At 35.6% G+C, this 17,488-nt stretch carries 23 protein-coding genes and 1 pseudogene; 2 read left to right on the forward strand and 22 right to left on the reverse strand.

Features of this window, described 5'->3' with window-relative positions:
• Positions 1–40 precede the first annotated feature (40 nt).
• Positions 41–373: pseudogene (locus AC6CIB_RS07805) on the forward strand (ATP-binding protein); the annotation flags it as partial.
• A 376-nt stretch (positions 374–749) separates the two neighbouring features.
• Here the strand turns inward: AC6CIB_RS07805 and AC6CIB_RS07810 are convergent.
• From AC6CIB_RS07810 to AC6CIB_RS07905, 20 genes are all read right to left on the reverse strand, one after another.
• A complete protein-coding gene (locus AC6CIB_RS07810) occupies positions 750–1,157 on the reverse strand; it encodes an NUDIX hydrolase (RefSeq protein WP_498280517.1) in 408 nt (135 codons plus the stop codon).
• 720 nt (positions 1,158–1,877) lie between these two features.
• Positions 1,878–2,717, reverse strand: a complete 840-nt coding sequence (locus AC6CIB_RS07815; RefSeq protein ID WP_498279379.1) for a permease prefix domain 1-containing protein — start codon at positions 2,715–2,717, stop codon at positions 1,878–1,880.
• Positions 2,714–3,055: a PadR family transcriptional regulator gene (locus tag AC6CIB_RS07820; protein WP_498279381.1), complete on the reverse strand. Its 342-nt coding sequence runs from the start codon at positions 3,053–3,055 to the stop codon at positions 2,714–2,716. Before AC6CIB_RS07820 ends, AC6CIB_RS07815 begins: the two co-directional genes overlap by 4 nt.
• 175 nt (positions 3,056–3,230) lie before the next feature.
• The gene (locus AC6CIB_RS07825; RefSeq protein WP_498279383.1) at positions 3,231–3,455 is read right to left on the reverse strand and encodes a hypothetical protein; all 225 of its coding nucleotides are present in this window, start codon (positions 3,453–3,455) and stop codon (positions 3,231–3,233) included.
• A gap of 456 nt (positions 3,456–3,911) precedes the next feature.
• A complete protein-coding gene (locus AC6CIB_RS07830) occupies positions 3,912–4,547 on the reverse strand; it encodes a YndA family protein (protein WP_258262398.1) in 636 nt (211 codons plus the stop codon).
• A 190-nt stretch (positions 4,548–4,737) separates the two neighbouring features.
• Positions 4,738–5,757, reverse strand: coding sequence for a DUF4179 domain-containing protein (locus AC6CIB_RS07835; protein ID WP_498279385.1), 1,020 nt, complete (start codon positions 5,755–5,757; stop codon positions 4,738–4,740).
• Positions 5,741–6,277, reverse strand: coding sequence for a sigma-70 family RNA polymerase sigma factor (locus AC6CIB_RS07840; RefSeq protein ID WP_498279387.1), 537 nt, complete (start codon positions 6,275–6,277; stop codon positions 5,741–5,743). The genes AC6CIB_RS07835 and AC6CIB_RS07840 overlap by 17 nt, the downstream gene beginning before the upstream one ends.
• A gap of 226 nt (positions 6,278–6,503) precedes the next feature.
• Positions 6,504–6,950 carry a hypothetical protein gene (locus AC6CIB_RS07845; protein WP_498279389.1) on the reverse strand — a complete coding sequence of 149 codons (447 nt, stop codon included), beginning with the start codon at positions 6,948–6,950 and terminating at the stop codon, positions 6,504–6,506.
• 708 nt (positions 6,951–7,658) lie between these two features.
• Positions 7,659–8,474 (reverse strand): lipid II flippase Amj family protein, encoded by an 816-nt coding sequence (locus AC6CIB_RS07850; RefSeq protein ID WP_498279391.1) that lies wholly within the window; start codon positions 8,472–8,474, stop codon positions 7,659–7,661.
• Positions 8,475–8,478: 4 nt separating this feature from the next.
• Positions 8,479–8,775 carry a hypothetical protein gene (locus AC6CIB_RS07855; protein WP_498279393.1) on the reverse strand — a complete coding sequence of 99 codons (297 nt, stop codon included), beginning with the start codon at positions 8,773–8,775 and terminating at the stop codon, positions 8,479–8,481.
• Positions 8,776–8,997: 222 nt separating this feature from the next.
• Positions 8,998–9,858, reverse strand: coding sequence for an alpha/beta fold hydrolase (locus AC6CIB_RS07860; protein WP_498279395.1), 861 nt, complete (start codon positions 9,856–9,858; stop codon positions 8,998–9,000).
• 415 nt (positions 9,859–10,273) lie between these two features.
• Positions 10,274–10,621 (reverse strand): avidin-fold protein, encoded by a 348-nt coding sequence (locus AC6CIB_RS07865; protein WP_498279397.1) that lies wholly within the window; start codon positions 10,619–10,621, stop codon positions 10,274–10,276.
• A 658-nt stretch (positions 10,622–11,279) separates the two neighbouring features.
• On the reverse strand, positions 11,280–11,810 hold the full coding sequence (locus tag AC6CIB_RS07870; RefSeq protein ID WP_498279399.1) for a GNAT family N-acetyltransferase: 531 nt from the start codon (positions 11,808–11,810) through the stop codon (positions 11,280–11,282).
• A 271-nt stretch (positions 11,811–12,081) separates the two neighbouring features.
• The gene (locus AC6CIB_RS07875; protein WP_498279401.1) at positions 12,082–12,675 is read right to left on the reverse strand and encodes a DUF1062 domain-containing protein; all 594 of its coding nucleotides are present in this window, start codon (positions 12,673–12,675) and stop codon (positions 12,082–12,084) included.
• Between the two features lie 310 nt (positions 12,676–12,985).
• Entirely contained in the window at positions 12,986–13,243 is a 258-nt protein-coding gene (locus tag AC6CIB_RS07880) for a GNAT family N-acetyltransferase (protein WP_498280519.1), read from the reverse strand.
• A 6-nt stretch (positions 13,244–13,249) separates the two neighbouring features.
• Positions 13,250–13,732 (reverse strand): SRPBCC family protein, encoded by a 483-nt coding sequence (locus tag AC6CIB_RS07885; RefSeq protein ID WP_498279403.1) that lies wholly within the window; start codon positions 13,730–13,732, stop codon positions 13,250–13,252.
• A 180-nt stretch (positions 13,733–13,912) separates the two neighbouring features.
• Complete coding sequence (locus AC6CIB_RS07890) at positions 13,913–14,317, reverse strand: HIT family protein (RefSeq protein ID WP_498279405.1); 405 nt, start codon at positions 14,315–14,317, stop codon at positions 13,913–13,915.
• A 28-nt stretch (positions 14,318–14,345) separates the two neighbouring features.
• Positions 14,346–14,960, reverse strand: a complete 615-nt coding sequence (locus AC6CIB_RS07895; RefSeq protein WP_498279407.1) for a YdeJ family lipoprotein — start codon at positions 14,958–14,960, stop codon at positions 14,346–14,348.
• 198 nt (positions 14,961–15,158) lie between these two features.
• Positions 15,159–15,329, reverse strand: coding sequence for a hypothetical protein (locus AC6CIB_RS07900; protein WP_498279409.1), 171 nt, complete (start codon positions 15,327–15,329; stop codon positions 15,159–15,161).
• 82 nt (positions 15,330–15,411) lie between these two features.
• Positions 15,412–15,570: a hypothetical protein gene (locus AC6CIB_RS07905; protein ID WP_498279411.1), complete on the reverse strand. Its 159-nt coding sequence runs from the start codon at positions 15,568–15,570 to the stop codon at positions 15,412–15,414.
• 347 nt (positions 15,571–15,917) lie between these two features.
• On the opposite strand from AC6CIB_RS07905, the gene AC6CIB_RS07910 reads away from it, so the two are divergent.
• Positions 15,918–16,217 carry a hypothetical protein gene (locus AC6CIB_RS07910; RefSeq protein ID WP_498279413.1) on the forward strand — a complete coding sequence of 100 codons (300 nt, stop codon included), beginning with the start codon at positions 15,918–15,920 and terminating at the stop codon, positions 16,215–16,217.
• A 45-nt stretch (positions 16,218–16,262) separates the two neighbouring features.
• On the opposite strand, the gene AC6CIB_RS07915 is transcribed toward AC6CIB_RS07910, so the two are convergent.
• Both AC6CIB_RS07915 and AC6CIB_RS07920 read right to left on the reverse strand, forming a co-directional pair.
• On the reverse strand, positions 16,263–16,913 hold the full coding sequence (locus AC6CIB_RS07915; protein WP_498279415.1) for a hypothetical protein: 651 nt from the start codon (positions 16,911–16,913) through the stop codon (positions 16,263–16,265).
• Positions 16,906–17,451: a sigma-70 family RNA polymerase sigma factor gene (locus AC6CIB_RS07920; RefSeq protein ID WP_498279417.1), complete on the reverse strand. Its 546-nt coding sequence runs from the start codon at positions 17,449–17,451 to the stop codon at positions 16,906–16,908. Before AC6CIB_RS07920 ends, AC6CIB_RS07915 begins: the two co-directional genes overlap by 8 nt.
• Positions 17,452–17,488 lie beyond the last annotated feature (37 nt).

Here is a 17,488-nt window from a genome sequence, read left to right on the forward strand (position 1 = left end):
ATCTGAGTATTAAGAATCTAAGAAGCTAAATACTACTCGGCTGTTAATCAAGCAGGATTCTCAACTTAGAGAATTAAGCTGGTTAGAGCAACAGTATAATTTAATTCTCCTAGGTCCCCCCTGGCATTGGGAAAACCTTTATCGCAATAGGGCTGGGACTCGAAGCAGTTTACAGAGGATTTAATGTTTACTTCGCTACAATAGGTGAGCTTGTGCAGCTTTTAAAGACAGAAGAATATCTGAATAAATCTAAAGTCTCGCTCAAACGGATAAGAAATGCCGATCTTGTGATTATCGATGATTTGATGTATATGGCGATGGATCAAAGAGAAGCAAACTTATTTTTCATTTAATCAATCATTTATACTCGAAGTTCATTTATTTATTTCATTAGTTTCAAAATGTATCACTTCCAGGACCCTTTCTTACATTCAATGTTAATCGATGCTGCTAGTTTACAGAACAAGATTCTCCTATTTTCTTAATAACTCTTGATGTATCTCTTTTAAGTAATAAAGTACTCTCACCAGACACCCTAAAATTATTCCGAAAGCAATAACTACACCGATTTCATCTAACGGGATTAAGAGATATCCAAGAAAGCTTGCTGCAATAATCAAAAACAAGAAAAACAAGAAAATAACCTCCAAAACATTACATTTTAAATATCATATTCGTATGAAAATGTCCTTTACTTGAACAAAGGGCGGCTGATGGTTCAGCAATCGCCCCCTTCGTGAATAAGGTTATTAAAACGAAACATAAAAGGGCTGTTCACCTTCATTTAGTATCTTAATAATTCTTTCTCTGAAATTTGACCAAGTAACCATATTTAGCACTTCTTCCAAAGTGAAAAATCCAACCTCTAAACTTTCGTTGCTTGTCTGCGGTTCACCACCTATCGCTTTTGCAAGCCAACAAGTAGCACAAACATTAGCCTTTATATTTTGATAGATCCCACAAAACTTTATTACCTCAATATCGATTCCAGATTCTTCTTTCACTTCTCTTATGATACCAGCCTCTATGGTTTCTCCTAATTCTATTACTCCACCAGGAAACTCCCAGCCTCTTCGTGGACCTTTAATAAGTAAGATTTCCCCTTCATCATTTAGAACCACAGCACCTGCCGAAAGTGAGTGTTTTGGCATAGTCATATAACATCCACCTTTATATAAAATGTAACCTTTCCCTTTTTCCATATATTTCTTCAACCTGCTTTTTAAACTTAATACCAATTATTTCAAAATAGAGGAGTTTACTCAAGAAAAATTTAAAAAACTAAAAAGAAGCTCATCCTGTTCTGGATAAGCCCCCGTTTATTGAATAAGTGCTACTTAAAATAAAGTTAAATAAGAGAACAGAAATATTAATACAACATACTTATAAGCGGTAGTTAATGATTTCTTCTTGTTTGAATTATTCTTAATATCTACTGTTAAAAAAGAAAGTAATACAATAATTAAGATATATGTAATTGCTTCTTTTATTGATGTTAGACCAGTAAATAGTGTTAATAGTAAAACGATACTTACTAATACCATTAACGAGATGGTAATATACTCTGGTTTAAACCTTGGGACGTTTTGCAACGTTAATCAGCCTCCAAAAAAATTATCAAACCTTTAATTGTTGTTTATTAAACAAATCTTTAATGGAACTCATTTAGGAAAATTTGATAAACTAAGTTTATCATTGGTTGCATTCGTTGAGAATAGACAGCATCCAACAATCATCTTGCTAACAGTGGTATCGTAATTACGGTGCCTGAATACCAAATCATCACCTCCATATTGATTTTACGGAAACGATTATAATTTTAACTGAACAAAGAAAACGCTGAAGATCAGCTGCACGATCTTCAGCTATAGCCCCCTTTAATGGAAGATTGCAGCTTGTTTTGTTTTCCTTCCCATTAAGACATAAATCAAATAGCCGACGACATTCAATAAAGCAAAAGCAATGATCCAACCAGCATTTAATCGTCTATGATGGTATGCGTTAATCGTTGCCCAAATCGTAAACAAGGTTGCATAAATTGCAATGCCTGCATTAAAAATGAAAGGGATAAAACTAAAGAGTTTTATTGATTCCATTTGCACATACCATTCAGTGTTATTTAATGGATAACCTAAATCAATCAACATCCAATTTGGTTTATCAGGATCATTGAATACTCCATATTCATAAACTGGTGCAGCTTCGTTCCAATGGTATGAAACAGAACCAGTTTCTGATACTCTTTCAACATCAGCCATTTTATAAATCTGAAGATTTAAGATTTGATTTTTATCTTCTACTAAAGCGAATATTCCTTCTTTCATATCTTCAGAAATTGCATCTTGACCTTCTAATCTATTGAGTATTTCTCTAGCAACAGTTAAGTTTTCGTTCATATCTTCTTCATCCATCGCCCATAAAACTCCACAAGCAATAGAAGTAAGGACAAAAAAAGATAATGCTATATAAAGCACACGTTTTGCAAAGACTTTTTGTGCTTGAAACAATTGACCGACAATGGATCTCATTTCTGTTTCCCCGCCGAAACGTTCGATGGCAATATTAATCGCTTCTTCTTCAGACTTTCCTTCTGATTTCAGTTCGTGAACTGCCTCTAACAGATGATTTTTCATTTCCGCTTTTAATTCTTCTATTTCTTTCTTGTTCCCGCCGACACTGTGATACACCTCATCAACAAACGCTTCAATTTGTTTCATATTTTTCTCCCCCCTTCTATAAATGAATCAATAATCTTTTTAATGAACTTCCATTCTGCACGTTTTTCTTCAAAACCTTCTTCACCTAAAGGAGTAAGTTTATAATATTTTCTTCTCCCTCCAGGTCCTTGCTCGGCACCCCAGTAAGACGAGATCCACTCATTCTTTTCTAATCGCTTTAAAGATAAATAAAGCGTTCCTTCTTTTAATTCAAATTGTTCTTCACTTTTTTCACGGACGAGTTTAGCTAATTCATAGCCATACATATCCCTAGTATGTAATAAAGACAATATCAGCGTATCAATATGACCTTTTAAAACTTCTTTGTTCACTTCCAAATTCATCCACCTCCTATCTCAGTTATAAATTATATTACTTAATAATGCAAGGTATTCCTTCAAAAAAAGTTTGATTGATTCTTGCTCGTCTGTTAACCTGATTTTTTTCAGGTATTTAAATTTCGAGTTATTCCATTAAACTGCCTCGTTTATTGAGGATCACTCTAATTTTTGCTTAGCCTTTAGTAAGCTCTTCTTCTAATTCCTTTTCTATTTCTTCATTACTTATTGTTCTTCTTGTTTTTTCATCTCGGTTAGTCAATAGTATAATGCCGATAAAAGTTGCTAGTCCTATACATACAACAGAGAAAATAAACCCTTCTTCCGAGAGAATCACTGATACCAAGGCAGATGTTAACAAAGCTAGTGATATAATTAATGCTCCAAATAATCTATCCACCATTTTCACCCCTTTAAAAAATATAGAAAAAACTGTTACTTTAATTATTTCAAACTCCTGAATGTTCCACAATTCCTAATTAAAAATTAAGGCGTAATCATTTCGGATTACGCCTTCCGAGAGTTATTCTGTTTTATTGCCTCAATAATTGAACAAGGGAAATAGCTTAAGTTCAGATAGGTGATCTTAAGTTATTGCCCCCGTTTGTTGAACAATGTCTATTTAAATGTTCAAAGAGAAAGCTGGAGAACAACTGCACGAAAATAAACATTGGATTAAAAGGCAGAGTAAAATGCCCCCTAAAAGTAGGTATGCGAGAAATACTATACGTAGGTGAAGAGCAAAAATCCCCTGTGAGGATATGAAATTGACTACCGTAAAATAAATAGGCTTAGAGAATTTTCATTTCTCTAAGCCTTTCGGTGACCCTATCCTAATTACTAATATGATTTGTTATCAATCCCAAACATTACCAATACCTTCACTAGTTGCTGTAAAGTTGTAAGTATATCGGAATTCAACTTCTGCTTTTGCATTTGTCCCATCGGCCCATCCACTAATGGGTATCGTATACATTTTTTGTTGATCGCCATTAAACGGGTATACATTAAATTTCGTAACAAAGTCATCGTCTGACCATACTCCATCATCTTCATATACCATCACTTCAATCCTTGCCAGTGAAGGAGAAAGATATTTTGCACCTTGCCAAACACCAGAGAGATTATAAACCGACCAACCAATATTTCCTCCATCTACTGCAGTATACGATTGTGATATGTAATCCCAATTTGTGGTGTTCCATGTACCATTATCAGCATTTGGCCATACTGTATGTGATGGGTCCAGCAATTGCCACCCTGCTGCCCTTTGGATGGTGCTTTGCGTATCACCACTCACTGCAATTCTATTCAAGGTGTCTTTTGACAACCCAATTGTTTCTAAATCTATTACTTGAACAGCTTCATTGTTTTCAGGCATTACGCTAGGCTTAACAGCAATACTCTCCTCCCCTTGTGCGGCTAGAGATGTCATGGAAGTAGAGACAAATAAACCTGTAGCGATTGCAATCGTGCTTAAAGCTTTTTTCATTTCGTTTCCCCCTCTTTATTGTTAAATCCATCTATCAATATACCATTATATTTACTTAATTGGTAGAATTTATACTAAAATGGGGCATTTTCACTATTTTTGTCGATGTGTTTCATGTTTCATTTTTTAAAATAGAAAAAAAGCTGAAAATCACTATTTAGATTTTCAGCTTTTTCTAAAAGAAATGAATTTAATTTAGTTTTTTTTCTTCTGAATTGTATATTTCTATCTTATAGTTATCGTTTTTAATTTTTTGCTGAATCTGTTCAGTCTCTAAGGAATCGTTGATAACCTTTTCAAGCTCCTTAGCGAAACTTTTTGCTCCATCATCTTCATTGGAAATAGACAAATGCACTAGTATTGTCGGTTCTGGATTTACAGTGAAACCTACCGTTCTTACTTTATATTCTTTTTTTCCTTTTAAATCGCCCTGAATTAAACGTACGATTTCAGCCCATCTACTTTCTTGCTCTTTCTTATCTAATTCAACTTTCTTTATATCAAGCGAGATGGATGTTTGGTTTCTCTCGAAAATGCCATTTGCGATTTGTCTAATCTCGTCCGTTCTAGTCTCTGTATCAGAAATGGTTAAAACAAGAGTATTAGGATTATTCATTGACATAATGCTCCACACTTCAATATTTCTTTGTTTTAATTCTTTTCGTAGCTCTGCATCAATCGATTGAAATTTTTCGCTTTCTTTTTGTACATCTTCGTCTTTCATAGGCTCACCTTTTGATACGTTTGTATCACTAGCAACCGTTACTGAATAAGCGTCATATTGTTTGGCATCTAAGATGCTCTGGGCGATACCTGCTACCTTTTTTCGTTTTTGTTCATCGTCTATAGGGTCTTTTATTTTTATGTTAATTTCTTTATTAATACTCGAGATCTGAATAGAACTTTTATATCCGTTATCTTCAAGTTTTTCAGAAATGAGGTAACCTACATCAGCGTCGGAATAGAATATTTGACCCAATAAAGGGATTTTAGACACAATTTTTGCCATTGTGGGGGAGACTGATGCCGAACCAAGAAAAAGCCCAAACATCAAAACAGCTACACTACAGACATAAGACCATTTTTTTATTCTTAACTTCTTTTCTCTTTTTGCTTTTTGGACCCCAAGTAAAACAGCTTGATTCAATTTCTCTTCAGGTATGTTTATTTGCTCCATCACCTTTTTTACATCTTTAGATAGATTGTCCATCCGGGACACCCCTTTTTAATTCATTTTTTAGTTGATTAAGAGCCCTGCGAATTCTAGTTTTTACTGTTCCCTCCGGACACTTTAAAATGGATGATATTTCTTTTAAGGGTAAGTCTTGTTGATATCTTAAAATGACAACTGTTTTATAGTGGTCATCTAATCGATTAATGGCTTCTACTAAGTCCATGTTATCCTCCAGAGAGGTATCCTCCTCTTCGGGAAAGATGCTAATATCGTCGAACGGGATTACATTCTTCTTCTTTTTTATAAAATCGAGAGCAGAGTTTATCAGTATCCTGGTCAGCCAAGTTGAAAAGTATTCAGGTCTTTTTAATCTCTTAATAGACGTAAAAGCCCTGCATGCGGTCTCCTGAACAATATCGAGGGCATCATCTTCATTCTTCACGTAGAGGTATGCCATACGATAAAGTTTCTCTCTCTCTATTCGAAGTAATTCTTCAAACGCTTTTTCATCTCCGGATCTCGCCTTTTTAATTATTTGTTCAATCAAGATGTTCACCTCTTTTCTAACCGTTAGACTAAAAAAACTCGTAAAAAGTTTCATAGGAAACAAAATTATTCTAGAAAGTTTACTACAGGGGGGGTTGGCATACGAGGGGATACTTGGAGAAATTAAATACAGTATTTTATTTAGTTCGATTAACCAGTCCAATAATTAATCATTATATAATCACCTAAAGCACAGAACTATAAGCCCTGTGCTTTTTATCTTTGGTACTGTTAGATCAGTGACCGCGGAGAATACCAGTGTTTGTACTGGTTGTTCCCTCTTTTTCATAGAAAACCTCCGTCCCTGCCCCGCGCTCCTGATCCGGACGATCAGGTCGTAGGGCCGTAGGGTCTCCCCTTAACAACCCGAACGCAAATACCGAGACGACTACCACAATAAACATCACCAGGACGAACTGAATGGGAGCTGTGAGCTTCTTGGCTTCCCTTCGCTCCCCATACACCTCGGTACGGCTGGATGTTGAATTTTGCGGTCGGGTAGACGGGCGCACCGCCGGTGAATCAGTGGTTGTACGGATGGCGTTACCCTTAGAGCGTGTTGACACACGGGGCCCAATACTCGGTCTCTGCTGGACGCTTTCAGAACGGTTTCGCGTTGAGGCTTTACGACTGGGTTGTGCCACGACGGGTTGACCTAATTCGCTCGATCCTCTTGTGGACAAGCGGATCCTTCGTTCCCTATACACCAAATTTAGACTATGTTCAAGAATCAATAGACGAGATGGACTCTTTAAGAACGAATCAAAGATACGACAAATTGTATAGTTTAGTACTGTCCCTTGAAAGTAGGCTATTTTATTTGAATGATATAAATCTAATGCAATATGTTCGTTGGCATAAAGGGATTTGCCTTTTTGAAGTTCACGGAAAGTGAGACTGCAATAAATACCTTATCTCAAGCTTTGGAATTAACAGAAGGAAAGGAAATGGTTAACTATTGTTTAAAAGCTTTAATAATCTGCAATTTAGCTTAATAAAAATTATTTCAAAATCAAGCAGTGGTCTCAAAAAATATTTGAAACTAAAAAAACTCATCCCGTTCCTGATAAGTCCTCATAAGCAAAAGATTGTATTTAGAGTTCATATGCAATTATAAGAAAAGAATATAAAGGGATAACCCAAGACAAACAATTGCTGCTATCTTTGACTGTACAGCAACATGTTTATCACCTTCTTGAGGGTTCTCTATAGAACTAAGAGTGAAGAAAAAAACATAATTTTATTAGCGAAATTGAAATAAAACCACCCCATCTTAAAGTCAAGTTACCTCCTTATCCGTTTATTCCATAATCCTGCCCGTTAATCCAATAACTTCAACAAAAAAGCGTTAATCCTTCTTAGATCAACGCCCCCTTTACTTGAATAAAGGTTTACACAATATACTGTGTAAACCAAGCTATATATCTTGCTCCCCATATAAATAACAGTTGAGCAAGTAATGTGCCAAATAACCTTGAAATTACCATCATTATAGAGATACTTTTTAGTTTATTGTAACTTCCTCTTTGATTAACTACATCATCTGCTATTACAGATATTTTCGGATCTATAAAAATAACCAAAAGTATCGTTGCTATCCCATTTATTAAACCAGATGCCATGATAGCCGTATTAGCTCTTTCAGGAACTAATAAGGCTGCATATAGTGCAGATAATACACCGATAGTATATATCGCTGTTATTATCATATTTACAAAAAATAGTTTTATTGGAATATCCTTAATTCTGGTATCTTGTAAGTAGGAAAACTTAGGTAGACTAAAATGTGTGACGCCACGCTTTATATAATGTATAGAAAATATCCTTTTCATTAAAGAAGGAACAGAACCTTTTTCCTCTGATAAGTGTATAATTGCCCTTGAAAATAACGCTAAAAAAGTTGGAAGTAGAATTATTCCAACTACCGTCCCAACAGTTGATGCTCCAATAAGAACCCGAAATTGAGTTTCTACAAATTCCAGAGCATTTTCATTTGGAGCAGTATCAATTAGACTGCCAGTGAAAGGTTGTTGCATCATATTCGCTAATCTCGAGACAAGTACCATAATGTTAAAGAGAGATAATGCTGACGCTATCATTTTAACTCTTGCACCGGATAACCTTACAGCATAAGCTAGTGTTTCTATGGAATGGATAATAAAAATAAACAAAGATATAAATAATAATTTTTCAGTTAAGAACTCCATTAAGTTACCTTCTTTTTCTTATTTTATGCCCTAATTTTACCACACTCTTATTATTTCTTATTGAGCTAGCCTGCCCAAAAATTAAATAAAGAAAGCCGAAGACAGCTGCCCAATCTTTAGCAAACGCCACCTTTCGTATTATAAGGTCAACTAGAAATGAAAATATTTCTGGTTGTCCATTTTTTATATCGATATATGATAACCGTAACTGTGCAACATCCTCAACGAGTTGCTCTTGTTTTAAATATGTATAGGCGAGTCGCACAACTTTCTTTCCATACTCATCCATTAACCATTCCACAGTTTCTTCTCTGTTACTATCATAAGTTCCATAACTAACCTCTTATCTCCTAACATCATTTACTCCCTTTCAAACTTTAGACGACTCTGATCAGAAATGGTTGCAAAAAAAATAAAAAAGAAAGCCGTTGGGCTTTCGAAAAAGTTATTCGATTTAACTCCTTTTTTATGAATTAAAGAAAAAGTTGAAGATCAGCTATCCGATCTTCAATTATTGCGCCCGTTAGCTTAATAAGGACTGGTGTTCCTTTATAAATAAATTATACTCTTCATTAAATTGTTCTGCTTCTTCTAAGAAAGGGTAATGATTACTTTTCTCAAAGATAATTAATTTTGAATTGGGTATCCCTTCCTCCATTTCAATAGAGTATATTACTGGACACTGTACATCATTTCTACCACAAATTATTAAAGAGGGGGTTGATATAAACTCTAGCTTTTTCGTTACATCATAAACCTGCAATTCTCGGTTGAAAAAATTCATACGAATTGCAGACATTCCTTTACTAATGTTTAGATAAAAAAGCTCGTCATATTTTTCAGGGTCGAATAAAGATAGTTTCGTTCTTTCAACTTTTAGTTCTTTTCTTTTTTTTGATGATAAATCTGAACGTTTTAAGGTTTCATTGAGTTCTTGCATTCTGCTAAATTTAGAGTTTTTAGGATTATAAATACAATCTTTTGAAAATGTCATATATTCTCTTGCAGCAGCTCCGACAATTACATTAAATTTTAGGGATTTTGAAAAGTATATTCCGTAGATTATACCTAACATACCTCCAGTTGAATGCCCAGCAAATCCCCATTTATCAAACCCTAATTCTTCTCGAATAGCTTCTATATCAAATATTGTCTCCAAGAAACTTAGTTGATACGGTTCTTTAGCTTTCTCTGAATTACCTGCTTCTCTTAAATTTATCAAAAATACTTTGTTTGTTTTTGTAAATGTCTCTGCAAAATAATCCCCTGTCTGATTAAATTCTGAATAATGATGGGTAACACAAAGTGGTTCTCCTTCACCCTTTACAAATATTTCGAATATTCCACGTGATGTTTTGAGTAAATTCCTTTCCCAATACCCCATTAAAATCTTCCTTTCTTGTTAAACAAACCTGCTCCGTTACTTTAAGTACATTTCTTCACAATCCCGTACCTATATTAACATAAATATCCAGTTTTGTATGGGGGCCTTATTCAATTAAATGGCCCTTTTATTGAATAAAAGTGAAGTTTCTTTTCACTAACATCCTTAGCCTCCACACAGCTAGAATGTCATTGTTTTGTCGTTAATGGGAATTTTCTGGGTAACGTTTGTTTGAATGAAAAACGCCAATGTTCCTTCCATATCAAGGAGTCTTGGCGTTTTTCATTTATTTAGTTAGTAGCGTTAATTACTATTTCACGGAGACCTTCCATTCTACTGAAAATCTACTATTAATATTTAGTTTATTTTTACCGTTATCCTCTTCTGTGCTAGTTCTACTTTCCCTATTCCAATTTTATATATGTACAACTTCTTCAACAATTGATTCTCCTTCGCTTTGGTTGCTATCTAACCATTTCCAACTCTCTTGGAGGCGAATTCTACCATCGGATAGAATTTCAGGAGTAGAATAGCATTGACCTCCCCTAATAACATTTTTTATGTTTACATGGTTATATCTAAATTGTAAGCATCCATCTTCCTTCACAATCCCAATTAATGTTCCTTTTACAATTTCTCCTCCACTATAAGTTGCGGAAAGTATATTCCCTTCCTGTTTATATTCAAAAAAAGTTTTTGAAGAAACTTCTCCATTAGCTGTATTTTCAATTGATACAAACTTACGTCCATCATAATTTATCACAAGTAACGCCCCCTTTAATTCCCAATTTTCAAATAGTTTACCACATATTTTTCCTTTATCAAATAATCTCTTCTCTTATACATACAAGATCTGGGCTTTTTCTTATGCACACTTTTTCTCATTTGACTCAAATAATGTTCTATACGATGTAATCGATAGAACAACACCCGAAAATATATGGATAAAGAGTCATACCCCTATTATCTAATAAACTGGCTACGACAAGCCCTGTTAGAAAGATTATGGAACATACGAAGAAAAGCTCTTTCTTATTTTTCCACGATTTAAAACCATTAACAAATCAGTTGCTACAAATAGTAATAACATTACTCTAGTAAGAACAAGGTGCTTCGTGAAGAAAAAACTAATGATGATAATAATAGCAACGAGTGAATGAATTAATATAGACCATTTTATGTCAGACAAGCACACACCCACCTTCGAAAAAATGATGATATCCTTGCAACCAAGAAATATGTATTCCGTTAAACTCCCTATAGTTGAACAAAGGAAAAGGTGAAGACCAGCTGCCCGATCTTCAGCAAACACCCTCAATAACGGAATAACGGGAGTTCTTCTATTAGTCTCTTTTTTATTGACAAAAGTCTAAAATGCGCCACAAGAGTCAACTTTTCTATATCAAAGCTATAATTCTTACCTATTTAACCAACTTATACATCAAGACGTCGTCTACATATTTATCTTCGCTAATCTTAAACTCTTTTACTTTTCTCCCTTCCTCGACAAACCCCAGCTTATTATATAACTCTATGGCTCTTGAGTTCGTGGAGAACGTACCTAACGATACTTTTTCGATTACTGGATGTCGCTCTGCCCATGAGAGGATCTCATTGATCAAAAGCTTGCCGATCCCCTTATTTCGATAGTCTTTCTGAAGCATGATGGCGATGGATCCTGTGTGGTGCATCCTTTTTCTCTCTTGTGACCGGAACACGATCCAACCTACTACTTTTCCATTATATTCTGCAACAAACATCGTTTCTCTTTCATGCTCGATGATTTTTTTTATCCATTCTTGGTGCTCTTCCACCGTTTTATTGAACTCTTCTGAAACCGCTATAAAATAGGCCTTTTCTTTAATGACCTCACGTTGAATATCAAGTACTGCTTCAGCATCTTCTATTAGAGCCGTCCGAATCATAGCTTTGTAGTCTTGTTTCGCTGACATGTTTTCCCACCTCTACCACATAATAAAGTATATATTCTTCATCACATTCAAACAATCCTTTTTCAAATGGCTCTATACACAAAGAAAGATCACAATTTACTCAAGATAAGCGCCCCAAAATAAAAAAACGAGCACATTTCCTTGTTCTGGAAATGCGCCCGATTGCTGAAGATCGTTTCAAAGACCTTATTAAAGTAAAGCATCAGATTGTTCAATAAGAAACGGCCTAACCCCCCCCTTAGAGAATAGCCTTAACAATGATAATGGACTATTATGTCAAAGCATCAACTTTGTACCAATCACCTTTGACTGTAATTTGTAAATTATTTATAACTTTGCTCTTCATATTAATGTTTGGATTTAGTAAAATAGTTCCATTCTGAGACAATTTATTTACTTTTGACCTTGAAATGCCAAAGATTTCTGCTATTAGTTTATCTATTCTAAGACCAAAATCATATTTATAGCAAAGTCTAATAGTAACCTCGTTAGATAGTGAATCGAGCTTTTCTTTTCTTAACTCGTATCGTATATCTGTATTTACATCATTACATAGTTTTCTTAATTTGTTGATTTGAAAAGCATAGTACCAGATTGTCTCTTTATCATTATTCATAAACTTTTGAATTAGCATAGAGTCAATTTTATTAATTTTTACTCTTGATAAAATAGGGTAATTCCAAGTTCCCTCACAATGTATACAGTTATAAATAAGCCAAATATCAACTATTTTCTGATTCGCATTCACCCTGAATTTCTCACTACAATAAAATTCTGTGTTCGTTTTACATTTACTACAATTTCGTTTTATATAAGGTGTTTCCTGAGCAATGATCTCATAAGCGAATAAATTATTAAAACTCATACACCGGTTCCTCCTATTTATTCAGAGGAACGCAAAAAATGGTTGAATGGAGAAAGATTTCCCATTAAAAAAGCGGAATACCTTATAGGTATCCCGCTGGAATTAAAACAACTGATTATCCTGCGTTCCCTGTAATGGTTAAAAATAGGCACACTTCTCCTGTCGTTGAACAATAATGTTCAAAAAAGAAATGTACTATTTAGTTGCTAAACCATTACAAGTATGCTGGCAAATCCAATTCCACCTTCCATATTTCTCCTGTATTATTAGTATACCATTATTATGCTTTATATCAATAATTACCATTGTTTTAATGATAATTACGTGCTTCTTTGTTATTCCCAAAGACGTGGAGCTTTAAGAATAAAAGTTCATGCTGCCTCATCCACTCTTCAATTTTTTTCATGGCAGTCGTACCATATCCCATATTTCTAAATTTATTTAAAATATATATTTCATAAAGAGAGGCACTTTTCTTTTCCTTGTCTTCTTTAATCCATAAGTACCCAATCGTTTCTTTTTCATTCTTAATATTGAAAAAATAGTGACCAGAGGTATAAGTTTTTATATTCTTTTAACGTTCCTTATTTAATACTTCACTATAGATTTTATGAAGCTTAGCTGAGTTATCTTGCCACTTAATTGGATTACCATTGACGATTTGGACCAATACTTCAAGGCACCTATGCCATCCTGTCGCGGTATTAACTGCCCATGTATCGTCGTTAAAAGTATGGGTGAAGATCATTCGGCACCCTTCACCCTCTTCCCGTAATGAAATTTTTATCAGATCATCAACTTCACGGAAACCAAATAAATATGGTTTTTCTAATTCAGTAATGGTCCCACTGTATGTCGTTCCTTCACCATCATCGAAGGCAATCTTGCCACCAAGTCTGAGATCCATCTCCCCTGTTGCGAAAGGGAACCATTGGGAGAAGTAACTAGGATTCGTAATGACACGGAAAACATCTTCTAGATGATGAGGTAAAATTCGTTCAAATCTTAAAGCATAACTACCGTTTGATTCATGTAGTGTTCCATATTCATTCATCATTTCATCCTCCTTACTTTATAACCTTAAGCCTCTTTTCACTCCTTTCAAGTAGTATATAATTAGGTTCTTTCCAAACAAAACGCTTCATTGTGGTTTGTTTCATTCCACTCAAGAAAAAGCTGAAGATTTACTGCCGGATCTTCAGCTTTTTCCCGTTTTAAGGAATTGTAGTATGCACCTTTACCTTTTCAATCTTCTATTTTCCTCTTGTTTTAACCAAAATCTAATACCTTTTCCAGCCAATGGTTCATCTTTGTATCTTGGTATTACGTGGAGGTGACTGTGGGGAATTTCCTGGTTGGAGACTTTTCCTACATTCCAGCCAAGTGTATAGCCATCTGGTGAATGCTCCTCATCTAAGACTTTTTTGACATCCTGTAGCAGTTCATATGTATCGTTCCACTCTTTTTGTGTTAACTCAAAAGCATCGATATGATGTTTTTTAGGAACAATCAAACCACTTCCCTCTAAGACACCTTGATGTTTGTTATGCTGTAAAAAATAACATGTTTCATTCTCCAAAACAATATTTTGTTCCTTATCTTTATGTGGATTACATAAAGGACAATTTACATCGTACGACATTTATACCCTCCTAAAATTAAACCTTTATTCAAGAATGAACATTTAGCAGCTCGATCAATTTTATGATTTTTTTATCGTCACCTGGATCTACGTATACTAGCTTCGTATTTTCAATGATATCTTTGTAGAAGTCATCGCCTACCTTAGAATAATCGCCATCCCAGCGTAAAGGAACGTTGTACACATTAATGGTTCCATCTCCGTTCCCACTATACGTGACGGACCCATCCACTAAGCGGGAACCTGCCAATTGGATGACATTTTCCGGATAGGTGGCACTGTTTTCATCATTAGGATTCATTACTTCTCCTGCAGGAAGATGGCGGACATTCAATTCATCGAGGGCTTGATTGGGTCCAAGCTGCAGCCAAACCCGGACGTATTCAATTTGTTCACTAGAGTACTGGGAAAGTGGTTCTTTGGTTTCCATATCCTCTACATTCGAGTCAGGATCCTCAGATGAGGTACTATCCGAAGTCACAGATTCTGAGCCTTCTGAAGAGGTGGGATTTGCACCCTGAGTGTCTGATTCCTTCACCTCTTTTGTTGAGGTACTTTCATCTGTTGCGGTTGATTTGCCGGAGCAGCCTGCTAGCATAAGTGCGGCAGTAGCTATATAGAGAAACTTTGTTCGTTTATTCATTTATAAATCCTTTCCTTTCATGGATGGTTGTAAGGCCTGCAAATATATCTTGTAATATTCAGTGTCTTAAGAAGAATTATTTCATAACCAATCAGCTTACCCTGTTCTGGATAAATGGGGCTATGACAAACAACATAATGCTTACTTTCGAGAATCACCTTATGCAGCGATGTCCCCTTTAACAGAAAAACTAGAATATCATTTTATTAATCTATTCCTATACAAAGCGTATCCAGTTACATATGTTAACAGTATTAAAATAAATGTACTTGCCAGTTTATTTAGTCCGTAATGATTCTCCACACCATCTAAAATACCAGAGTAAATTTCTGCCATGATTGCAGTTAAAATAATTTTGCCTGGTCCCATTTACTTCCTCCCCATCGAGGTTTCTTAATGTTGAACAACTTACATCTTCAACCATTCTGCTAAGAACAAAAGATCAATTGACTTATTCTAGAAACCTGGATTTAATAACCCGGTCACTAACCAACGCCACTACGATGCCAACAGCGATTGGTAGTATGGCAATTTCTGTGTTTGAGAGTGAAACTTTAAACACAAGGAATTCTATATTTCCTATAAAGCCAATGACATATAGTACGATCATCGTTCCAATAGCCGCCATTAGCGGGAGCCAAAAGAATTTTTACATAACTCCACCTCAATTCAAGGAATTCATGTCTGCTGTCTTTTACCTTAATTCCAATTATTTCAAAGTATTTACATTTACACAATCCCTTATCCACCACTTAATAGTCAAGAGTAGGTCGAATGGACACAACGAAGTCAACTTGTATTAGCAAAATATAAAAATATTAATATCCCAACAAGAATTAGAGAGATATGTTCCTATTCGGAGGTCAATACTCCCGAATAACAGGGAATAAGACCTAAACTAAATAACGATTTATATAGTATGATTGACTACATAATGACATTTATTAACAAAAGGGGATGGCAATAGTGATGGGTTTCCTTCAGTGTTCAGTAAAGTATGTGGTTGCGTCTTCGTTGATTTTTTCTGCCGGTGCAGCTGTAGGAGTGACGCAGACATTCGCAGCAGAGAATGCCGGCACCAACGTAATAGAGGATGGCGGCGGCCAAGGGGGAGTCACCTGGTCGGAGTATTATCGGAAGGCTTCAGGAAGTAATACCATCATTGTGTATCGAAGTGCAAACGGCGGGAATCAGTGGAAAGAAGTCACCTATAACAAATACGGAAATATCGTTAAGGTTGTGTATGGAACATACTAAGGGCAAAAGGATGATGGATTCTGTATCCATCATCCTTTTCTTTGATTAATGAAACGACTCGGCCATTTTGATCATGTCTTTTTTGGATAAGGTGACGTCAGATCCCCCGGGCAAGTATTCCATTTCGTATTTGATGGTATCCCCTTCAATCCATGTCAGGTGGCTGACTTTTGCCGGGCCTTCAGATTCATAATAGCTTCCTTTGGATTGACCCACTTTCACTTCTTCCTGGGACAATGTTAGATTGGGATCTCCTTCAATGGATTGAAACGTCAGTTTGATCGTTTGCTTTTCCTTCCCCACCAAGGTCACCATATCTATCTTTCCTAATGGATCTTCACCTGTTTTGGTCGAGACATTCTTTACTTCAAATGGCGCTTTTGTGAGAAACTTGAATTCATCTCCTAGGGATTCAGGACGATCAGAATCGTCGTATTGATAAAAGGGGGCACTGGCGTTATTTCCGTCAATCAGTCCCAATTGGGTTCCACCGAAATAAACAAAGACAGAGAGACATGCCGCAACAAATAAAAAGGACATCAACGGAGCCAGGATTGGTTTTTTATTGAAAGTGAACGATTTTGACCGCTTCGAATGAATCTCATTCAAAATATTCTCCCTCATTTTATTGGTAAAACCACGGCCTTTAAAGGTCTCTTCTTTCATTAAACCACGCAAATGTTTAAGTTCATCCATTGTTATACACCTCGTTACGTTTAATCGTTGAACCAAGCAGCGCTTTCCCTCTTGTCAATCGGGTCTTCACCGTGTTGGTGTTTAAATCCATACAGGCCCCGATCTCAGATAGCTTCATTTCTTCAAAATAATAAAGAAAGATGACCTCTCTATATTTGATGGGTAGGGACAGAACGCTTTGGATCAGCTCTGAATTCTTTTCCTTCTCGATCACGGTTTGTTCCGGAGCCCCTACCTTTCCTTTGACCATGTCATTGATTTTATTCGATATACTGACCATCCTCGTATCCCACCGTCTTAAATAATCCTTACAATGATTGACGGCCACGCTGATGATCCAGGTTTTGAGAGAGGAATCCTCGCGAAAGGTATCCATCTTTTGATAAAACTTGATGAAGATCTCTTGAGTCAGATCCTCAGCCAGGCTATGTTCCTTCACATAGGAATAGACAATATAATAAACATCATTTCCGTATTCCGTCATGGCTTTCTCGAGTAGTCGATCTTTCTCGGATTTAGAACTATTTCCGGGTTTCAAACACTCACCTGCTTTATATATATCTTCACTAAATAAG

It is taken from the genome of Rossellomorea sp. GQ25, assembly GCF_059758515.1.